This is a genomic window from Pseudomonas sp. NFXW11 (assembly GCF_049887815.1).
Classification (GTDB): domain Bacteria; phylum Pseudomonadota; class Gammaproteobacteria; order Pseudomonadales; family Pseudomonadaceae; genus Aquipseudomonas.
The window spans coordinates 85,605-104,114 of the sequence record NZ_JAGEKI010000015.1 but is presented as its reverse complement, the minus strand read 5'-3'; the positions used below and the strand labels follow the sequence as shown (position 1 = coordinate 104,114).

The following is an 18,510-nucleotide window of genomic DNA, read 5'->3' as shown; positions in this document are numbered from 1 at the left end:
TCTATATAGAGGAGAGGAACGGATCAGTGGGTCGCAGGAGCCAGTTCGGCGTTGCCGCCCTGGCGAAAGGTAATCAGCGTCACCAGCAGGGCCAGGATCGCCAGGGCGGCGGCCGCCAATGGCACGCTGGTCAGGCCGAAGCCGTGGGCGATGACGCTGCCGCCGACCCAGGCCCCCAGGGCATTGCCGACGTTGAAGGCGCCGATGTTTAGGGTCGACACCAGGTTCGGCGCGGCCTTGCCGAAGGTCACCACATTCACTTGCAGGGCCGGCACCGCGGCAAACGAGGCGGTGGCCCAGAGGAACAGGGTGATCTCGGTGGGGATCAGCGCCACGCTGGTCCAGCTCAGCACGGTGGAGACCACGGCCATGGCGGCGAACACACCGATCAGGGTGGCGGCCAGGCGCTTGTCCGCCAGCTTGCCGCCGATGATGTTGCCCAGGGTCAGGCCCAGGCCGATCAGCAGCAGGGTCCAGGTCACGCCCTTGGGCGAAACGCCGGTGACGTCACCGAGCAGCGGCGCCACGTAGGTGAAGAGGGTGAACATCGAGGCCGCGAACAGTGCGGTCATGCTCAGGGACAGCCAGATCCCCGCGCCCTTGAGGGCTGCCAGTTCCGAGCGCATATCGAGCTTTTCCTCGTCCCGCTTGGCCGGCAGGAAACGCACCAGGCCGAACAGCGCCACCACGCCAATCACCGTCACCGCCCAGAAAGTCGAGCGCCAGCCGGCTTCCTGGCCCAGGGCAGTACCCAGGGGCACGCCAAGCACATTGGCCAGGGTCAGGCCGGTGAACATCAGGGCCACGGCCGAGGCGCGCTTGTTGGCCGGCACCAGGCCGGCAGCCACCACTGAACCTATGCCGAAGAAGGCACCGTGGCACAACGCGGTGATCACCCGAGCCAGCATCAGCACGTTGTAATCACTGGCCAGTGCACACAGCAGGTTGCCGATAATGAAAATCCCCATCAGCGTCACCAGGGCCGCCTTGCGCGGTAGCCGGGCGGTGGCCAGGGCCATGAACGGCGCGCCGATGGCAACCCCCAGGGCATAGCCGGTGACCAGCCAGCCGGCACCCGGGATCGACACCCCGAGGTCCGCCGCCACATCGGGCAGCAGGCCCATGATGACGAACTCGGTGGTGCCGATGGCGAAGGCACTCAAGGCCAGGATGAGCAGTGAAAGGGGCATTATCGGGTCCTTGTCAGATCAGAGCTCTTGGCTCATTTGCGTGAGGAACTGCTGGATGGTTTCCTCATTGCGTTTGAAAAAATGCCATTGGCCGACTTTCCGGCTACTGATCAGGCCTGCCCGTTGCAGGGTGGCGAGGTGGGCGGACACGGTCGACTGCGACAGGCCGCAGCGTTGATCGATCTGTCCGGCACAGACGCCGTGCTCATTGCTGTGAGCCTGATCGGGGAATTCGACAGTCGGGTCTTTCAGCCAGTGCAGGATGTCCCTGCGTACCGGATGAGCCAGGGCTTTTATTATTTCGTCGAGGTCGAGGGACATGGCGGTGCTCGTTTTCCATAAAACGTTGTATCGCGATGAGGCGAAATTTAAATCGTTATTTCGCGATATACCAATATAATTTTGATCTTAAATCATTACTTATCGGTATATCGGGTTATAACGATACGTTGCGCGCAGTGCTAAGCTGCGCGGATGAATTATCTCGCACATCTGCACCTTGGCGGCCAGCGCCCGGGTCAATTACTCGGCAGCCTGTACGGCGACTTCGTCAAAGGTCGCCTGCAAGGGCAGTTCAGCCCCGAAATCGAGGCGGCAATCCTGCTGCACCGGCGCATCGATACCTACACCGACAGTCACCCGCTGGTGTTGGCGTCGCTGGCGCGTTTTTCCCAGACCCGGCGCCGCTATGCCGGCATCGTTATCGATGTGTTCTTCGACCATTGCCTGGCCCGGGACTGGAACCAGTACGCCAACCGGCCCTTGCCCCAGTTCACTGCCGAGGTGTACCGGGCGCTGGCGGCCGAGCCGGTGCTGCCGGGGCGCCTGGCGCAGATTGCGCCTTACATGGCGGCCGATGACTGGCTGGGTTCCTATCGCGAATTTGCCGTGCTGGAGCAGGTGTTGCGTGGGATCGCCCGGCGCCTGTCGCGGCCCGAGGAACTGACCGCGGCGATGGCCGAGCTGGAGCGGCTGTATCAGCCCTTGAGCGAGGATTTCCGGGCCTTCTACCCGCAACTGCAGGGCTTCGCCGCCCAGCACACCAGGCCTGCAGCGGCCGAATAGCCGCCGTAGGAGCTGGCTTGCCAGCGAAGGCGTCATCCGCGACTGCGCAAGGCTCAAGGGCCTCTTCGCCGGCAAGCCGGCTCCTACAGAGGGTATTGGTGTTTACCAATCAGGCATCAAAGCCGCCGTAGGAGCTGGCTTGCCAGCGAAGGCGTCATCCGCGATTGCGCAAGGCTCAAGGGCCTCTTCGCCGGCAAGCCGGCTCCTACAGGGAGGGGCTCAGGCAGCGACCAGTTCGCCGCTGCGACGGGGTTCGGCCGGCTCGGCTACATCGCCGAACAGTGCCTTGTGCACCGCCTGCTGGGCCTGGAAGGCCAGCGCCGCGCGCTCCTGACCCTGACAGGCAATGGGCTTGAGCAAGTGGATTTCCACCTGGCCCTGGTCATTGGCGAACAGCCGCAGCAGATGGGAGAGCAGATCGTCGTCGCCAATAAAGGGCGCCAGGGTATCGACCTGACCATCGCGCAGATAACGAATCGCCACCGGTTGCAGGGCCACTTCGGCGTCGATGGCGCTGGCCAGCAGGCGCCCGTGGAAGGTGCGCAGGCCACGGCCATCGGTGGTGGTGCCTTCCGGGAACAGCAGCAGTGGGTGCTGTTCCTGCAGGTGACGGGTCATCTGCTTGCGGATCAGCTGGCTGTCGCCGGCGCCACGTCGGATAAACAGGCTACCGGCCTTGGCCGCCAGCCAGCCGGCCACCGGCCAGGTACGGACTTCGGCCTTGGACAGGAAGGACAACGGCGTGAGCATGCCCAGCAACGGAATATCGGTCCAGGACACATGATTGCTGACCCAGAGCATCGGCTGGCGCGGCAAGTCGCCATGCACCCGCACCCGGAACGGCAGGGCATTGCTCAGGCGCGCCATGAAGAACCGCGACCAGCGCTGGCGCCGGAGCATCGAGTTGGCCACCCCCAGGCGCTCCAACACCCCGAAGACACTGGCCATGCACAAGCCCAGCGCCACCACCAGCAGCACTCGGGCGATGCGCCCGTAGACCCGCAGCCGGCCCATCAGACCGCCGCCTTGAAGTGCCGGGCGTAGCGTGGGCACAACTCGTCGCGCTTGAGCAGGATGAACACATCGGCCACCTGGAAGTCCTGGTCCCAGCAGGGCTCACCGCAGATCTTCGCCCCCAGGCGCATGTAGGCCTTGAGCAGCGGCGGCATCTCGGCGATCACATTGGACGGGATATCCAGGCTTGGCAGCGGGAGCTTCGGCTCGGCGCGCAGGTGTTCGGTGCACAGGTAGCGCTCGCGCAGGCGTTGCATGATCGCCTGGGCCTGGATGCCGCCGTCCTGCATCGGGATGCTGGCGCAACCCATCAGGTAGCTGTAGCCGCCCTGGTTGAGCACTTCCGCCAACTCACCCCAGAGCACGGCGATGGTGCCGCCATTGCGATAGGCCGGATCGACGCAGGTACGGCCGATTTCGAGAATCGGACCCTTGAGGTGCGCCAGGCCGTGCAGGCTGAATTCCTCTTCACTGTAGAACCGCCCCAGGCTGCTGGCGGCCTGGTGATCCAGCAGGCGAGTGGTGGCCACCAGGCGCCCGGTGTTCAGGTCGCGCACGCCGATATGGCTGCAGTGAACATCGTAGTCGTCCATGTCCAGACCCAGTTCCGCGCCCTTGAGCTTGGCGTTGAACTCGCCACTGAAAACCTGGAAACGCAGGGCCTGGGCTTCCTGCAGGGCCTTGGCGCCGATCAGGCGTTCAGCCTGCAGGCGGCGTTCAGTCCCGGTGTCGCTGATGCGGGCGATCTGAGTCATCGTGAATCTCCGTGCGGGCCAGCGACCCGCCTTGGGTTGCAGCCAATCGACTTTGTTGTGCAAAGTCAGGCTATGTAGCCCCGGTGTCATCGCCATGAAGCTTTGGTGATGCTTATATGACAGCCCCTGAGGACCTTCGAATGCCCTGGCAAGCCCTGCTCGAGAGCCGTGAACGACTGCCCGCCAACCCCGATCTGGCCGAGGGCTACGGGGCTTTGCTGGCACATTTGGGCAGTGTCACGCCCTTCGAGTTGGCGGTGCTCGGCGGGCGCCTGATGAGTTCTCCGGGGCTGGCCTTCCTGGTGGGTTACCAGGCGGCATTGCGCATGTTGTGGCCCAGCGCGCCCCTCAGCCTGGGTGCTTTGTGCGCGACCGAACGCCGCAGCCTGCGCCCGGCGGACATGCAAACCCGTATCGACGACCTGCGCCTGCACGGGCGCAAGGATTTCGTCACTGCGGGCGACGCCGCCGACTGGTTGCTGGTGGCCGCCCGCAGCGAGGCCCCGGGGGAGCGTCCGGCCCTGCGCCTGACCGTGGTCTATAGCGGGGAACCCGGGGTCAAGGTCCAGACTCTGCCGGCCCTGGGCCTGATGCCGGAAATCAGCCATGGCTGCCTGCACCTGGATAACGCCATCTGCGAGCTGCTGGCCGGCGATGGCTGGGACGCCTACGTCAAGCCGTTCCGCACCCTGGAAGACATCTATGTGCTGAGCGCCATGCTTGCCTGGTTGTACGGGGTAGGGCAGGACAGCGCCTGGCCGCAGTCCTTGCAACTGCGCCTGCTGGGGTTGCTTGCCGGGTGCGCCGAGGCCAGCCGGCAAAGCCCCAGCCTGAGCAGTGGGCATATCCTGCTGGGCGGATTGTTTGCCCAGTTCCAGGCCATGCGGGCCGATATCGACGCGGCCTTCACCCTGGGCCCCGAGCTTTGGCGCACTCAGTGGACCCGTGACCAGGCCCTGTTGGACCTGGCCTCCAGCGCCCGCGAGCAACGCCTGGCCAAAGCCCTGGCCCAAATGTAGGAGCCGGCTTGCCGGCGAATGGGGCCCTTGAGCCTTGCAGGGTTCTGGCGCACGCCTTCGCGGGCAACCAAGGGCGCGGCTTGCAGTGAAACTGTCATCCGCCTCGACTAGGCTCGGCGGTTGACGTCCCTTGAGTGTCACCCATGCCCAAAGCCCCGCTGCTGCTGGCGCTATTGCTGTTGATCTGGCTGCCGGCCCAGGCCGAAGACTGGCCGGCGCAGCAATGGAGCCGTGGCCCCGCCGCCAGCGGCCCGGCGCTCCAGGCCCTGGAGGATTACGCCTTCGCGCCGCGGGATGACGAGACTCGTCAGGGCATTCGCACCGATGCCCTGCTGGTGATCCGCGACGGCCAACTGCTCTACGAGCGCTACGCCGGAACCACCGATGCCCAGACTCCCCACCTGATCTGGTCCGCCAGCAAGAGCCTGCTCTCAGTGCTGCTGGGGGTGGCCTTTGGCGAAGGGCGCTTCCAACTGCAGGACCCGGCGGCGAAGTACTACCCGCCACTGCAAGCACATCCGGCCATTACCCTGGCCGACCTGCTGCACTGGGCCTCGGGCCTTGACTGGCAGGAAGACTACGAATACGCCCCGCTCAATTCCTCGGTGGTGGCCATGCTCTACACCCGCGGGCACCGGGACATGGCGGCCTTTACCGCGCAACAGGCCGCTTCCGCTGCACCGGGCCAGGCGTTTCGCTATTCCAGCGGCGACAGCAACCTGCTGGCTGCCAGCCTGCGCGGCATGCTGGGGGACGAGCGCTACGCCGATTACCCCTGGCAGGCTCTGTTCGAGCCACTGGGCATCACCCAGGCGACATGGGAACGGGACGCCGCCGGCACCTTCGTCGCCTCGTCCTACCTCTATCTGACCGCTCGCGACCTGGGCCGGGTCGGCCTGCTGATGCAGCGCGACGGCCGCTGGGGCGATCGCCAGCTGCTGCCCAAGTCCTGGGTCGAGTTCTGTCGCACGCCCTTCGCCGGTTACCGGGCCAATCAGGATGTGGCCGTGGCCGGTGGGCACTGGTGGCTCAACCGCGAGATTGATGGGGCGCCACGACCCTGGCCGGATGCCCCGGCGGATACCTACGCGGCGCTGGGGCACTGGGGCCAGGCGCTGTATGTGCTGCCGGCGGAGCGCCTGGTGATAGTGCGTTATGGCGACGACCGCGACGGCCGCTATCAGCACAATGAACTGCTCAAGCGGGTGCTGGCCGCCTTCGCCACGCCGGGGCAGCCATGAAGCCCCTGGCCTTTATCCGTCGACGTCCGCTGCTCAGCCTGCTGTGGCTCGGGCTGGCGCTGCTGCTGGGCTGGGCCTGGCAGCAGCGGGTGGCCTTGCAGGCGTTCCCGGACATCCTCGGCGCCTACTCCGCCAAGGAGTACTGTTCCTGCCGCTACGTGATGCAACACCCCGCCGACTACTGCCGTGGCTATGTGCGCCAGTACCTGCCACTGAGCAGCCTGCTGGATGATGCGCGGGCCCGGCGAGTCACCGCCAGCGCCCTGGGCCGCACCCACAGCGCGCTCTGGCTGGGGCCTCGGGAAGGATGCCGCCTCGATCCCTGAGCCGGCCCCGGCTGCATCTGTTCCATCCAGTGGAACCACATTCGATTGTCCTGTGCCCGGGCTCGCGGTTAGCTGACCCGGAGCCTTGAGCACGCCCCTGCACCTCGTGCCGCGCTCCAACAACAAGAACGGCAAGCCACCCGGCCCAGAGGAGATACACCATGACCCGACACCAGCACATCCTGGCCTGGCTGGACGACATCGCCAGCGACCTGCGCAGCATCCGCCAGGATATCCATGCCCACCCCGAACTGGGTTTCGAAGAGCAGCGCACCTCGGCCCTGGTGGCCCGCTGCCTGGAGGAGTGGGGCTACGAAGTGCATACCGGCATCGGCCGCACCGGGGTGGTGGGCGTGCTGCGCAACGGCACCGGCTCGCGCACCCTGGGCCTGCGGGCCGACATGGACGCCCTGCCGATCATCGAGAACAGCGGGGTGCCCTACAGCAGCCGCTACAGCGGTTGCATGCATGCCTGCGGGCATGACGGCCATACCACCATCCTGCTGGGCGCCGCCCGCTACCTGGCGGCCACTCGCCAGTTCGACGGCACCCTGAACCTGATCTTCCAGCCCGCCGAGGAAGGCCAGGGCGGTGCCGAAGCCATGCTTGCCGATGGCCTGCTGGAGCGCTTCCCCTGTGATGCGCTGTTCAGCCTGCACAACATGCCGGGCCTGCCAGCCGGGCACCTGGGCTTTCGCCAGGGGCCGATGATGGCCTCCCAGGATCTGCTGGAGGTGATTGTCGAGGGGGTTGGCGGCCATGGCTCGATGCCGCACCTGGCGGTGGACCCTCTGGTGGCCGCCGCCAGCATGGTCATGGCCTTGCAGACAGTGGTGGCGCGCAATATCGATACCCAGGAGGCCGCGGTGGTCACGGTCGGGGCCCTGCAGGCGGGCGAGGCGGCCAACGTGATTCCCCAGCAGGCGCTGTTGCGCTTGAGCTTGCGGGCCCTCGACGCGCCGGTGCGCGAGCGGATGCTGGAGCGGGTCAAGGCGATTATCCGCACCCAGGCCGAAAGCTTCGGTTGCACGGTCAGCATCGACCACCGCCCGGCCTATCCGGTGCTGGTCAACAGCGCGGAAGAAACCGAGTTCGCCCTGCAGGTGGGCGTCGAGCTGGTGGGGGCCGAGGCGGTCAACGGCAACACGCCGAAACTGATGGGCAGCGAGGATTTTGGCTGGATGCTGCAACGCTGCCCCGGCAGCTACCTGTTCATCGGCAATGGGCTGGCGCAGCCGATGGTGCATAACCCGGGTTACGACTTCAACGACGACATCCTGCTCACCGGCGCGGCCTACTGGAGCGCCCTGGCGGAAAGCTGGCTCAGGCCGTCCTGAGCCCCCCTTCCCGTATCCCTGAAAGCCCCGGGCGTGATCCACGCCCGGCACTTTACCGAGCCCGCCAGAAGGCTCAAAAGTACTCAAGGACTTTCCCATGAGCCCCTCGACTCTCGCTGTCTCCAAGACCCGGCAGGTGGTTGCCGCCGTGGTCGGCAACGCCCTGGAATGGTACGACTTCATCGTCTACGGCTTTCTCGCCGGTTTTATTGCCCGCCAGTTCTTTCCGGCGGAAGACGAATACACCTCGCTGCTGATGGCCCTGGCCACCTTTGGCGTGGGCTTTTTCATGCGTCCGGTGGGCGGCGTGCTGCTGGGCGTCTATGCCGACCGCAAGGGCCGCAAGGCGGCGATGCTGGTGATCATCCAGCTGATGACCCTGGCGATCGCGATGATTGTGTTCGCCCCCAACTACGCCGCCATCGGCCTCGGCGCGCCGCTGCTGATCGTGGTGGCGCGCATGCTCCAGGGCTTTGCCACCGGCGGCGAGTACGCCAGCTCCACGGCCTTTCTGGTGGAGAGCGCCCCGGCCCACAAGAAGGGCCTGTACGGTTCCTGGCAACTGGTGGGGCAATGCCTGGCGGTGTTCTGCGGCGCGGCAATGGCGGCGGCGGTAACCCACTTCTTCGCGCCGCAAACCCTGGAACTCTGGGGCTGGCGCCTGCCGTTCGTGTTCGGCCTGCTGATAGGCCCGCTGGGCCTGTGGATCCGCAAATACATGGAGGAGCCGCAAGCCTTTGTCGAGGCCCGCAGGCAGGTGCGCGGCAATGGCCCGGGGCTGTGGCAGGTGGTGTCGACCTACCGGCGGGCGATTCTGGTGTCCATGGGCCTGTGCTGCGGCGGCACCGTGTCCTTCTATGTGGTGCTGGTGAGCATGCCGACCTTCGCCCACAGCAACCTCGGCCTGCCCCTGGACCAGGTGCTGCTGGTGCAGATGTTCGCCGTGGCCCTGATGACCCTGGTGATTCCCTTTGCCGGCGCGCTGTCCGATCGCCTGGGCCGGCGTCCGGTGCTGATGGGCTTCACCCTGGTGTTCTTCATCATGGTCTACCCGCTGTATGTGTGGGTCGCCGCGGCGCCGTCCATCGAGCGCCTGCTGTTGATGCAGATCCTGCTGTGCAGTGCCATCGGCGGTTACTTCGGCCCCGGCCCCACCGCCCTGGCCGAGCAGTTTCCGATCGAGGTGCGCTCCACCGGCGTGTCGGTGGCCTATAACGTCACGGTGATGCTGTTCGGCGGCTTTGCCCCGTTGATCGTGACCTGGCTGAGCAAGGCCATGGCCACGCCGGTGGCGCCGTCCTTCTATGTGCTGCTGACCTCCCTCGTCAGCCTGCTGGGCATCTACTACATGCATGACGCGGTGAGGGACAGCAAAGCGCTTTCCATGCCTCTGGGAGGTGAGTTGTGATCAACCACCCTGACCCTTTGGCCAGCGATGCCATCGTCACCCTGGATGCCCTGGCGCTGTCCCGGGCTATCCATGCCCGCGAGCTGTCCTGTCGCGAGGTGATGCAGGCCTACCTGGCGCAGATCGAGCGCTGCAATCCACAGGTCAACGCCCTGGTATCTCGGGTGGCGCCCGAAACTCTGCTGGCCCAGGCCGACCAGCGCGACCGCCAGTTGCAGCGGGGGCAATCCATGGGCTGGATGCACGGCATGCCCCAGGCGATCAAGGACCTGGCGGCCACCGCCGGGCTGACCACCAGCCTGGGCTCGCCACTGTTCGCCGAGCACGTGCCCCAGGAGGATGCCATCAGCGTGGCGCGGGTGCGGGCCAGTGGCGCCATCGTCATCGGCAAGAGCAACGTGCCGGAGTTCGGCCTGGGTTCCCATACCTATAACCAGCTGTTCGGCACCACCGGCAATGCCTATGACCCGAGCCTGAGCGCTGGCGGCAGCAGTGGCGGGGCGGCGGTGGCCCTGGCCCTGCGCATGCTGCCGGTGGCCGATGGCAGCGACATGATGGGTTCGCTGCGCAATCCGGCGGCCTTCAACAATGTGTTCGGCATGCGGCCCTCTCTGGGCCGGGTGCCGTTCGGCCCGACCCCCGAGCTGTTCGTGCAGCAACTGGCGACCGAAGGGCCCATGGGGCGCAGCGTGGCGGATGTGGCGCGGTTGCTGGCCACCCAGGCCGGTTACGATGCACGGGCGCCGCTGTCACTCAAGGCCGACCCGGCGCTGCTCGAGGCTTCCCTGCAGCGGGATGTGCGCGGCCTGCGCCTGGGCTGGCTGGGGGACTACAACGCTTACCTGGCCATGGAACCGGGCGTGCTGAGCCTGTGCGAACAGGCCCTGGCCGACTTCAGCCAGCTGGGCTGCGAGGTGCAAGGCTGCCAGCCGGAGTTTTCCCTGGCACAGCTGTGGGACTGCTGGCTGGTGCATCGGCATTGGCTGGTGCAGGGCACCTTGGGCGCCTTGTATGACGACCCCAGCAAGCGTCGCTGGCTCAAGCCCGAGGCGCGCTGGGAAGTGGAGGGCGCGGCGAAGCTCGGCGCGGCCGATGTGTACCGTGCCTCCCAGAGTCGTAGCCAGTGGTATCGCGCCTTGCTGCAGTTGTTCGAGCGTTACGACTTCCTGCTGTTGCCCAGTGCCCAAGTGTTCCCTTTCGATGCACGGCAGGCCTGGCCACGGCAGATCGATGGGCAGGAAATGGACACTTATCACCGCTGGATGGAGGTGGTGATCGGCCCGACCCTGGCCGGCCTGCCCTGTATCAGCGTTCCGGTGGGCTTCAACCCGGCGGGGCTGCCCATGGGCCTGCAGATTATCGGTCCGCCCCAGGCCGACCATGGCGTGCTGCAACTGGCCCATGCCCACGAACAACTGACGCAATGGGTGAAACGGCGGCCGCCGGGCAATCTGCTGTAACCAAGCAGGCATCGCTGATAGGGTGCCGAGGCCCGCATCTTGCTGGGTAAAGCCTTACCCATTCTCAGACAGGGAGTTCGGCCCATGGCCAGCAAGGTGGAGACCGGCAACGTACGTTCAGTGGAGCGGGCCCTGGCCATAATCGAGCTGCTGGGCCAGCACCAGGCCCTAGGCCTGGAGGAGTTGCACTACCTGACCGGCCTGCCCAAGGCCACGGTGTCGCGCATGTTGCTGACCCTGCAGGAGCAGCGCTGGATCTACCGCGGCCTCAGCGACCGGCGTTATCGCCTGAGTGCCCGCAGCCTGTTCGGCGACAGCCGACAACGCTGCAAGCACCGCCTGGCGGAACAGGCGCGGCCCTGGCTGCTGGAGCTCAGCGCTCGCACCGGGCTGGTGAGCGACCTGTCGGGGTTTGATGGCGAACACCTCGAGGTGCTGGAAAGCGCGGTGCCCGAGGTGCTGCGCAAGCGCTACCCCCACGACAGCCGGATCGTCGGCCAGCATGCCAGCCTGTTCCATTCGGCCATGGGCAAGGCCTGCCTGGGGGCGCTGAATGGCGACGAAGTCGAACGCCTGGCCCTGCGCGAACGGGTCGCCGCCGAAGACCGGCAGCGGCTCTGCGCGCAATCCCGGCAGTTGGGTTTTGGCCAGCGTACCGAGGGCCATTGGGAGTATCCGGTGCGCCTGCCGTTCCTGATCCGCGCCGTGGCCTTGCCGCTGCGCGCCGAAGGCCGGGTGATCGGCAGCATTGCCCTGCACTGGCCGATGGACCTGGCCTGTGTCGAGCAGGTGCGCAAGCGCCACCTCGGGCGCCTGGCCGAAACCGTCGAGCAACTGCAGAAAACCCTCGTCTGAGCCACCTTCTGCTGCTGGCCCCCGTCACCTGTGGATGCGCTGAAACCCGGCGGCTGAACTATACCTAGCGCTTCGTGCTCTACCTGAAGGCGTCGCCACCGCGATGTTTGCCAGCCCCCTGGCGGGCGGTTAAGGTGGCGCCTTCTGTTGCCCTGGAGCTTGCATGCGTACGCCGATCCGCCTTTTTCTCAGCCTGCTCGGGGTACTGGCCCTGCCGGTGCAGGCCGACTGGTACCTGGATAACGAGTCCTCCCGCGTGTCCTTCGTCAGCACCAAGAACGCCAGCATTGCCGAGGTCCAGCGCTTTCTGGTGCTGCATGGCAAGGTCGATGCCAAGGGCCAGGCCCAGGTGCAGATCGAGTTGGAGTCGATCAACAGCAGCATCCCCCTGCGTGATGAGCGCATGCGCCAGGAGCTGTTCCAGATCCAGCAGTTTCCTGAAGCCCTGATCACCGCCCAGCTCAACCTGCGGCCGATCAATGATCTGGCCCCCGGGGCGCAGATCGAGCTGCTGTTGCCGGTCACCGTGGCCCTGCATGGCCAGGAACACAGCTACAACGCCGAATTGCTGGCCACCCGCCTGGATGACCGGCGTTTCCAGGTGGTGACCCTGGAGCCTCTGGTGCTCAATGCCGAAGACTTCAACCTGGCGCCGGGCCTGGACAGCCTGCGCAAGATGGCGGGCCTGTCGGCCATCAGTTTCTCGGTGCCGGTGGGTGCGGTGCTGATCTTCACGGCGCGCTGATATGCGCGGTGCGGTATTTCCCTGGCGCGAAGGCAACCGCTTCGAGTTGCTGATCGACGGCCCGGAGTTCTTTCCGCGCATGCTGGTGGCCATCGCTCGAGCTCGGCAACAGGTGGAGCTGGAGCTGTACCTGGTGGAGGCGGGCAGTTGTGCCCAAGCCATGGTCCAGGCGCTGGTGCAGGCCGCCGAGCGCGGGGTGCGGGTACGCTGCCTGTTCGATGACTACGGCAGCCTGGCCTTCACCCAGGCCCTGCGCCGCAGTTTGACCGACGCCGGTGTCGAGCTGCGCTTCTATAACCGTCTGTGCTGGCGCCTGGGTTTGCTCAATCTGTACCGCGACCATCGCAAGCTGCTGCTGGTGGACCAGTGCCTGGCGGTGGTGGGCGGCACCGGGGTTACCGACGAGTTCTGGCAGCCCGAACGCAACAGTTGCGACTGGCATGAAGTGATGGTGGAAATTGCCGGGCCCATGGTGCGTGACTGGCAGATGCTGTTCGACCGCCAGTGGAGCGCCAACCTGCACCGTGGCGCCTGGAGGCCCCATGCCGATTTTGGCCTGCCACGCCTGCCGCGTCTGCCGGACACCGGCGAAGGCCTGGGTCGGGTGGCCTATGCCGATGCCCGCCAGCATCGCGACATCCTGCATTCATTGATCCGTGCCCTACACAGCGGCCAGCGACGGGTGTGGCTGGCTACCCCGTATTTCCTGCCCACCTGGTCGGTGCGTCGTTCCTTGCGCAAGGCCGCGGCCCGGGGCCTCGATGTGCGCCTGCTGCTCACCGGGCCCCGTACCGATCATCCGGCGGTGCGCTATGCCGGGCACCGTTATTACCCGCGCCTGCTCAAGGCCGGGGTGCGGATCTTCGAGTACCAGCCGCGTTTCCTGCACCTGAAGATGGCCCTGGTGGACGACTGGGTGAGTGTCGGCTCGTGCAACTTCGATCACTGGAACCTGCGCTTCAACCTGGAAGCCAACCTGGAAGCCCTGGACCCGCAGCTGACCCGGGCGGTGCAAGCGAGCTTCGAGACGGATTTTGCCCAGAGCGAAGAAGTCAGCCTGGCGCAGTGGCGCAACCGGCCGTTGTGGCGGCGGATCAAGCAGCGGATCTGGGGCTGGGTCGACCGCCTGGTGGTCAACCTGCTGGATCGTCGCGGCTAGTCGTCAGGGGAAGGGCTGTAGCCGGCCGGCGCTGCTTGGGCGCCGGCCAGGCACAGGGGCTCAGAGCAGTTCGAAACTCTGTTGCTTGACGTCCTGGGAATCCAGGCCGATCTGCACGTTGAAGTCGCCCGGTTCTGCAGCGTACTTGAGCTGGGCGTTGTAGAACTTCAGGTCGTCCTCGCTGATGCTGAAACGGATGACCTTCTGTTCCCCGGCCTTGAGCAGCACCTTCTGGAAGTTCTTCAGCTCCTTGATCGGGCGGATCATCGAGCCGGCCACATCCTGGATATACAGCTGCACCACGGTTTCGCCGTCACGCTTGCCGGTGTTCTTCAGGGTCACGCTGGCCTCGAGCTTGCCGCCCTTGTTCAGGGTGGTGGCCGACAGCGCCATGTCCGACAGGCTGAAGCGGGTGTAGCTCAGGCCGTAGCCGAACGGAAACAGCGGGCCGGTGGTGTCGTCGAAGTACTGCGAGGTGTAGTTGCCCGGCTTGCCCGGGGTGAACGGCCGGCCAATGGTCAGGTGGTTGTAGTAGGTGGGGATCTGCCCCACGGAACGGGGGAAGGTGATCGGCAGCTTGCCCGACGGGTTGTAGTCGCCGAACAGCACGTCGGCGATGGCGTTGCCGCCTTCGGTGCCGCTGAACCAGGTTTCCAGAATGGCGTCGGCCTGCTGATTCTCGTCCAGCAGCGACAGCGGCCGGCCATTCATCAACACCAGTACCAGGGGCTTGCCGGTGGCCTTGAGGGCCTTGATCAGCTCGCGCTGGCTGGCGGGTATCTGCAGGTCGGTGCGGCTCGAGGATTCGTGGGACATGCCTCGCGACTCACCCACTGCGGCGACAATCACGTCCGACTGCTGGGCCGCTTGCACCGCTTCGTCGATCATCTGCTGCGCCGGGCGCGGGTCGTCCACCACTTCCGGGGCATCGAAGTTGAGGAAGTTCAGGTAGTCCACCACCTTCTTGTCGGCAGTGATGTTGGAACCCCGGGCGTACACCAGCTGGGCCTTGTCGCCCAGCACATTGCGCATGCCGTCGTAGAGGGTCACCGATTGCGCCGGCACCCCGGCGGCGGCCCAACTGCCCATCATGTCGATCGGCGCCTTGGCCAGCGGCCCGACCAGGGCGATCCTGGCGGTCTTCTGCAGCGGCAGGGTGTCGTTCTGGTTCTTCAGCAGCACCAGGCTGCGGCGGGCGATATCCCGGGCGTCGCTGCGGTGCAGGCGGCTTTCGGCGTTGGTGTCGGCCGGGTCGTCCTCGGCCTTGCCGATGCGCACATAAGGGTCCTTGAACAGGCCCATGTCGTACTTGGCCGCCAGCACTTCACGCACCGCGTTGTCGATGTCCTTCTGCTCGACCTCGCCGGACTTGAGCAGCCCCGGCAGCTCCTTGGCGTACAGCGAGTCGTTCATGCTCATGTCGATGCCGGCCTTGATCGCCAGCTTGGCCGCCTCGCGACCGTCCTTGGCGACGCCATGGCGGATCAGCTCGACGATCGCCCCGTGGTCGCTCACTGCCAGGCCCTTGAAGCCCCACTCCTTGCGCAGCAGGTCGTTCATCAGCCAGGTGTTGGAGGTGGCGGGCACGCCATTGATCGAGTTCAGGGCCACCATCACCCCGCCGGCGCCGGCGTCGATGGCCGCGCGGTAGGGCGGCAGGTAGTCCTGGTACATCTTCACCGGGCTCATGTCGACGATGTTGTAGTCGCGACCGCCTTCCACCGCACCGTACAGGGCGAAGTGCTTGACGCTGGCCATGATGCTGTCCGGCAGGGCCGGGCTCTGGCCCTGGTAGGCCTTGACCATCACCTTGGCAATACGGGAAACCAGGTAGGTGTCTTCGCCGAAGCCTTCGGAGGTGCGGCCCCAGCGCGCATCGCGGGAGATATCCACCATGGGTGCGAAGGTGATGTCCAGGCTGTCGGCGCTGGCTTCCTTGGCGGCGATGCGCCCGGAGCGGCCGATGGCGTCCATGTCCCAGCTGGAAGCCAGGGCCAGGCTGATGGGGAAGATGGTCCGGTGGCCGTGGATCACGTCATAGGCGAAGAACATCGGGATCTTCAGCCGGCTGCGCATGGCCGCATACTGCATCGGCCGGTTTTCCGGGCGGGTGATGGAGTTGAAGGTGCCGCCGATATTGCCCGCGGCGATCTCCTTGCGGATCTGCTCGCGGGGCATTTCCGGGCCGATGCTGATCAGGCGTAACTGGCCGATCTTCTCTTCCAGGGTCATGCGCTTGAGCAGGTCGTTGATAAAGGCTTCTTTGTTTTCCAGGGGAACCGAGGCGCTCTCGGCCAACACCGGGTGACTGGCCAGGCTGACCAGCAGGCCCAGCAAACACAGCTTCTTCATGAATATTGTTCTCAAGGGCTCAAGACAGATGCTTTGGGGTACGCATCCAGCAGCCAAAATTTAAGGGGCGACTATTGTTGTGCAGATAAATCCAGCACACTTCTGAACTCTTTTTCGCGCTGGGCATCTTTTAGCCCATCAGCCCGACGCATTCCAGTGGCGATGGCAGATTTTGCCTACAGGATGTGTGAAACCGGGCAGAAGATTCATTCCATCAGGTTGTGCAAGGAGCCCCACCCATGAACATTACCCAACGCCTGCGTGCGAGCTGGCCGGTCGCCGCCCTGTTGCTGCTTACCAGCCTGCTGGCGGGTTGCGGCATCAACAACATTCCGACCCTGGACGAGCAGGTCAAGGCCGACTGGGGCCAGGTGCAGAACCAGTACCAGCGCCGCGCCGACCTGATTCCCAACCTGGTGGAAACCGTCAAGGGCTACGCCAAGCACGAGGAAGACACCCTCACCGCGGTGGTCGAGGCGCGGGCCAAGGCCACCTCGATCCAGGTCGATGCCAACACCCTGGACAACCCGGAAAAGCTCAAGCAGTTCCAGCAGGCCCAGGACCAGTTGAGCGGTGCCCTGAGCCGCCTGATGGTGGTGTCCGAGCGCTACCCGGACCTCAAGGCCAACCAGAACTTCCTGGCCTTGCAGTCCCAGCTTGAAGGCACCGAAAACCGCATCGCCGTGGCCCGTCGCGACTTCATCCTGGCGGTGCAGAAATACAACACCGAGATCCGCACCTTCCCCGGTCGCCTGTGGCACAGCCTGATGTACAGCGATATGCCGGTGCGTGAGTCGTTCGAGGCCACCAGTGCCGGCGCCGACAAAGCCCCGCAAGTCAAATTCTGATGGGGGGCTTACAGCGCGCACTGCGAGGTGCGTTGCTGTCGTTGTGGCTGGTGAGCGGCGGCGCCCTGTTGGCGCAGCCCGCGGTAGTAGCGCCCACGGATGGGCCGGCGTCGAGCCAGGCCACACCCGGAGCGGCCAGTACGGCGACGGTGCCGATTGAGAGCCTGTTCCCGGCCTTGACCGGGCGCGTAGTGGACAGTGCGCAGATGCTCACGCCTTCTGCCCAGGTGTACCTGACGCAGATGCTCCAGCGCCTGGAGCAGAGCACCACCGACCAGGTGGTAGTGGTCACGGTGCCGAGCCTGGGCGGCTACAGCATCGAGGAGTTCGGCCTGCAACTGGGTCGCCACTGGGGTATCGGCCAGAAGGACAAGAACAACGGCGTGCTGTTGCTGGTGGCCAAGGACGATCGCAAGGTGCGAATCGAAGTGGGCTACGGCCTGGAAGGGCGGATCAACGACATCTGGGCCCACCTCATCATCGACGGCTCGATCGTTCCCTATTTCAAGGATGAGCTGTATTCCTCCGGGATCATCGCCGGCACCACCTCCATCGTGCGCTTGCTGGAGCCGGGCAGCAGCCGGATGCTGGTGCACCGTTCGGTGGAGCAAAGCTGGTACCAGCAGATCGAATGGATGTGGTGGTTCAAACTGGTGTTTTTCTCGGTGTTTGTCGGCGTGCCCCTGGCCGGGTTCTTGGTCTCCTGGCGCGACGGTGATGAATCGGCAGGCGATGGTCGGCCCTACAGCAGCGACGACTCGCCCAAGCGCGAACCCAGGGCCGAGCGCGACAGCAGTTCGAGCAGCAGCTCATTCGACTGGTTCGAGTCCAGCAGTTCCAGCTCCAGTTCGAGCTCAAGCTCGGATTCGGACAGCTTCAGAGGGGGCGGCGGCAGTTTTGGCGGCGGCGGGGCGTCTGGCAGTTGGTAGTGCCAGCGCACAATCATTAAGGACGAGGTGCTGATGCGACTCTACAAAATCGGCCTGGTGCTGTTGCTCTGGGTCTTTGCGGTCTCGGCCCAGGCCGAACTGAAATTCCCGGCCCTCAGCGGTCGGGTGGTGGACAACGCGCAGTTGCTGGAACCAGCCACCCGCGCCCAGCTGACCCAGGAACTGCAGGCCCACGAGCAAGCCAGCGGCGAACAGTTGGTGGTGGTGACCCTGCCAGACCTGCAAGGCGCCAGCATCGAGGATTTCGGCTATCAGTTGGGGCGCTACTGGGGCATTGGCCAGAAGGACAAGAACAATGGCGCGTTGCTGATCATTGCCCGCGCTGAGCGCAAGCTGCGCATCGAGGTGGGCTACGGCCTGGAGGATCGCCTGACCGATGCCCAGGCTGCAGTGATCATCAATCAGGTGATCACCCCGGCGTTCAAGCAGGGCCAGTTCAGCCAGGGCATCCGCGACGGGGTGTCGGCCATACTGCAGGTGCTCGGTGGCACGCCACTGGATCAACCGGCCAGCGCCTACGGCGGTGGCGAGGGTGGCGAGCAGCGCGACTTTGTCGAGCGTCACCCCTTGCTGTTCATCTTCCTGGTGATGCTGTTCATCCTCTGCATGATGGTGGCGCAGATGCTCGGTATCCTGCCCAGCGGTGGTGGGCGCGGCGGTTCGAGCGGCGGTGGTTTTGGTGGCGGGTCTGGCGGCGGTGGTGGTTTCAGCGGCGGTGGCGGCAGTTTTGGCGGCGGCGGTTCCTCCGGCAGCTGGTAACTCAAAATAAAAAGCGGAAATCCAACG

General features: G+C 65.4%; 18 protein-coding genes. 13 read left to right on the top strand and 5 right to left on the bottom strand.

What is annotated here, in order from left to right; all coding sequences use genetic code 11:
* Nucleotides 1-23: 23 nt before the first annotated feature.
* On the bottom strand, nucleotides 24-1,190 hold the full coding sequence (locus J4P02_RS21980) for an MFS transporter (RefSeq protein ID WP_426194178.1): 1,167 nt from the start codon (nucleotides 1,188-1,190) through the stop codon (nucleotides 24-26).
* An 18-nt stretch (nucleotides 1,191-1,208) separates the two neighbouring features.
* The gene (locus J4P02_RS21975; RefSeq protein WP_426194176.1) at nucleotides 1,209-1,511 is read right to left on the bottom strand and encodes an ArsR/SmtB family transcription factor; all 303 of its coding nucleotides are present in this window, start codon (nucleotides 1,509-1,511) and stop codon (nucleotides 1,209-1,211) included.
* 153 nt (nucleotides 1,512-1,664) lie between these two features.
* Between J4P02_RS21975 and J4P02_RS21970 the strand changes: the two genes are divergently transcribed.
* A complete protein-coding gene (locus J4P02_RS21970) occupies nucleotides 1,665-2,255 on the top strand; it encodes an ACP phosphodiesterase (RefSeq protein WP_426194174.1) in 591 nt (196 codons plus the stop codon).
* A gap of 219 nt (nucleotides 2,256-2,474) precedes the next feature.
* On the opposite strand, the gene J4P02_RS21965 is transcribed toward J4P02_RS21970, so the two are convergent.
* Both J4P02_RS21965 and olsB read right to left on the bottom strand, forming a co-directional pair.
* Nucleotides 2,475-3,269, bottom strand: a complete 795-nt coding sequence (locus J4P02_RS21965) for a lysophospholipid acyltransferase family protein (protein WP_426194173.1) — start codon at nucleotides 3,267-3,269, stop codon at nucleotides 2,475-2,477.
* Nucleotides 3,269-4,024, bottom strand: coding sequence for an L-ornithine N(alpha)-acyltransferase (olsB, locus tag J4P02_RS21960; RefSeq protein WP_426194171.1), 756 nt, complete (start codon nucleotides 4,022-4,024; stop codon nucleotides 3,269-3,271). Before olsB ends, J4P02_RS21965 begins: the two co-directional genes overlap by 1 nt.
* Before the next feature lie 140 nt (nucleotides 4,025-4,164).
* On the opposite strand from olsB, the gene J4P02_RS21955 reads away from it, so the two are divergent.
* The 9 genes from J4P02_RS21955 to J4P02_RS21915 all read left to right on the top strand — a co-directional run bounded on the left by J4P02_RS21955 (nucleotide 4,165) and on the right by J4P02_RS21915 (nucleotide 13,574).
* Complete coding sequence (locus tag J4P02_RS21955; protein ID WP_426194169.1) at nucleotides 4,165-5,043, top strand: acyl-CoA dehydrogenase; 879 nt, start codon at nucleotides 4,165-4,167, stop codon at nucleotides 5,041-5,043.
* A gap of 143 nt (nucleotides 5,044-5,186) precedes the next feature.
* Nucleotides 5,187-6,284: a serine hydrolase domain-containing protein gene (locus J4P02_RS21950; RefSeq protein WP_426194167.1), complete on the top strand. Its 1,098-nt coding sequence runs from the start codon at nucleotides 5,187-5,189 to the stop codon at nucleotides 6,282-6,284.
* Nucleotides 6,281-6,610 carry an amidase gene (locus tag J4P02_RS21945; protein WP_426194165.1) on the top strand — a complete coding sequence of 110 codons (330 nt, stop codon included), beginning with the start codon at nucleotides 6,281-6,283 and terminating at the stop codon, nucleotides 6,608-6,610. Before J4P02_RS21950 ends, J4P02_RS21945 begins: the two co-directional genes overlap by 4 nt.
* A gap of 161 nt (nucleotides 6,611-6,771) precedes the next feature.
* On the top strand, nucleotides 6,772-7,947 hold the full coding sequence (locus J4P02_RS21940) for a M20 aminoacylase family protein (protein ID WP_426194163.1): 1,176 nt from the start codon (nucleotides 6,772-6,774) through the stop codon (nucleotides 7,945-7,947).
* Between the two features lie 97 nt (nucleotides 7,948-8,044).
* Nucleotides 8,045-9,355 (top strand): MFS transporter, encoded by a 1,311-nt coding sequence (locus J4P02_RS21935; protein ID WP_426194161.1) that lies wholly within the window; start codon nucleotides 8,045-8,047, stop codon nucleotides 9,353-9,355.
* Entirely contained in the window at nucleotides 9,352-10,815 is a 1,464-nt protein-coding gene (locus J4P02_RS21930) for an amidase (RefSeq protein WP_426194159.1), read from the top strand. The genes J4P02_RS21935 and J4P02_RS21930 overlap by 4 nt, the downstream gene beginning before the upstream one ends.
* 84 nt (nucleotides 10,816-10,899) lie before the next feature.
* Nucleotides 10,900-11,670 carry an IclR family transcriptional regulator gene (locus J4P02_RS21925; protein ID WP_426194157.1) on the top strand — a complete coding sequence of 257 codons (771 nt, stop codon included), beginning with the start codon at nucleotides 10,900-10,902 and terminating at the stop codon, nucleotides 11,668-11,670.
* A gap of 163 nt (nucleotides 11,671-11,833) precedes the next feature.
* The gene (locus J4P02_RS21920; RefSeq protein WP_426194155.1) at nucleotides 11,834-12,415 is read left to right on the top strand and encodes a YceI family protein; all 582 of its coding nucleotides are present in this window, start codon (nucleotides 11,834-11,836) and stop codon (nucleotides 12,413-12,415) included.
* A gap of 1 nt (nucleotide 12,416) precedes the next feature.
* Nucleotides 12,417-13,574, top strand: a complete 1,158-nt coding sequence (locus J4P02_RS21915; RefSeq protein WP_426194153.1) for a phospholipase D-like domain-containing protein — start codon at nucleotides 12,417-12,419, stop codon at nucleotides 13,572-13,574.
* Between the two features lie 60 nt (nucleotides 13,575-13,634).
* Here J4P02_RS21915 and bglX read toward each other — a convergent pair whose 3' ends face one another.
* Nucleotides 13,635-15,926, bottom strand: a complete 2,292-nt coding sequence (bglX, locus tag J4P02_RS21910; protein ID WP_426194151.1) for a beta-glucosidase BglX — start codon at nucleotides 15,924-15,926, stop codon at nucleotides 13,635-13,637.
* Nucleotides 15,927-16,165: 239 nt separating this feature from the next.
* On the opposite strand from bglX, the gene J4P02_RS21905 reads away from it, so the two are divergent.
* From J4P02_RS21905 to J4P02_RS21895, 3 genes are read left to right on the top strand one after another with little or no spacing between them, the layout of a single operon-like run.
* Nucleotides 16,166-16,774, top strand: coding sequence for a LemA family protein (locus tag J4P02_RS21905; protein ID WP_426194149.1), 609 nt, complete (start codon nucleotides 16,166-16,168; stop codon nucleotides 16,772-16,774).
* Nucleotides 16,774-17,703 (top strand): TPM domain-containing protein, encoded by a 930-nt coding sequence (locus J4P02_RS21900; RefSeq protein ID WP_426194147.1) that lies wholly within the window; start codon nucleotides 16,774-16,776, stop codon nucleotides 17,701-17,703. The genes J4P02_RS21905 and J4P02_RS21900 overlap by 1 nt, the downstream gene beginning before the upstream one ends.
* 33 nt (nucleotides 17,704-17,736) lie before the next feature.
* Nucleotides 17,737-18,483 (top strand): TPM domain-containing protein, encoded by a 747-nt coding sequence (locus J4P02_RS21895; RefSeq protein WP_426194145.1) that lies wholly within the window; start codon nucleotides 17,737-17,739, stop codon nucleotides 18,481-18,483.
* Nucleotides 18,484-18,510 lie beyond the last annotated feature (27 nt).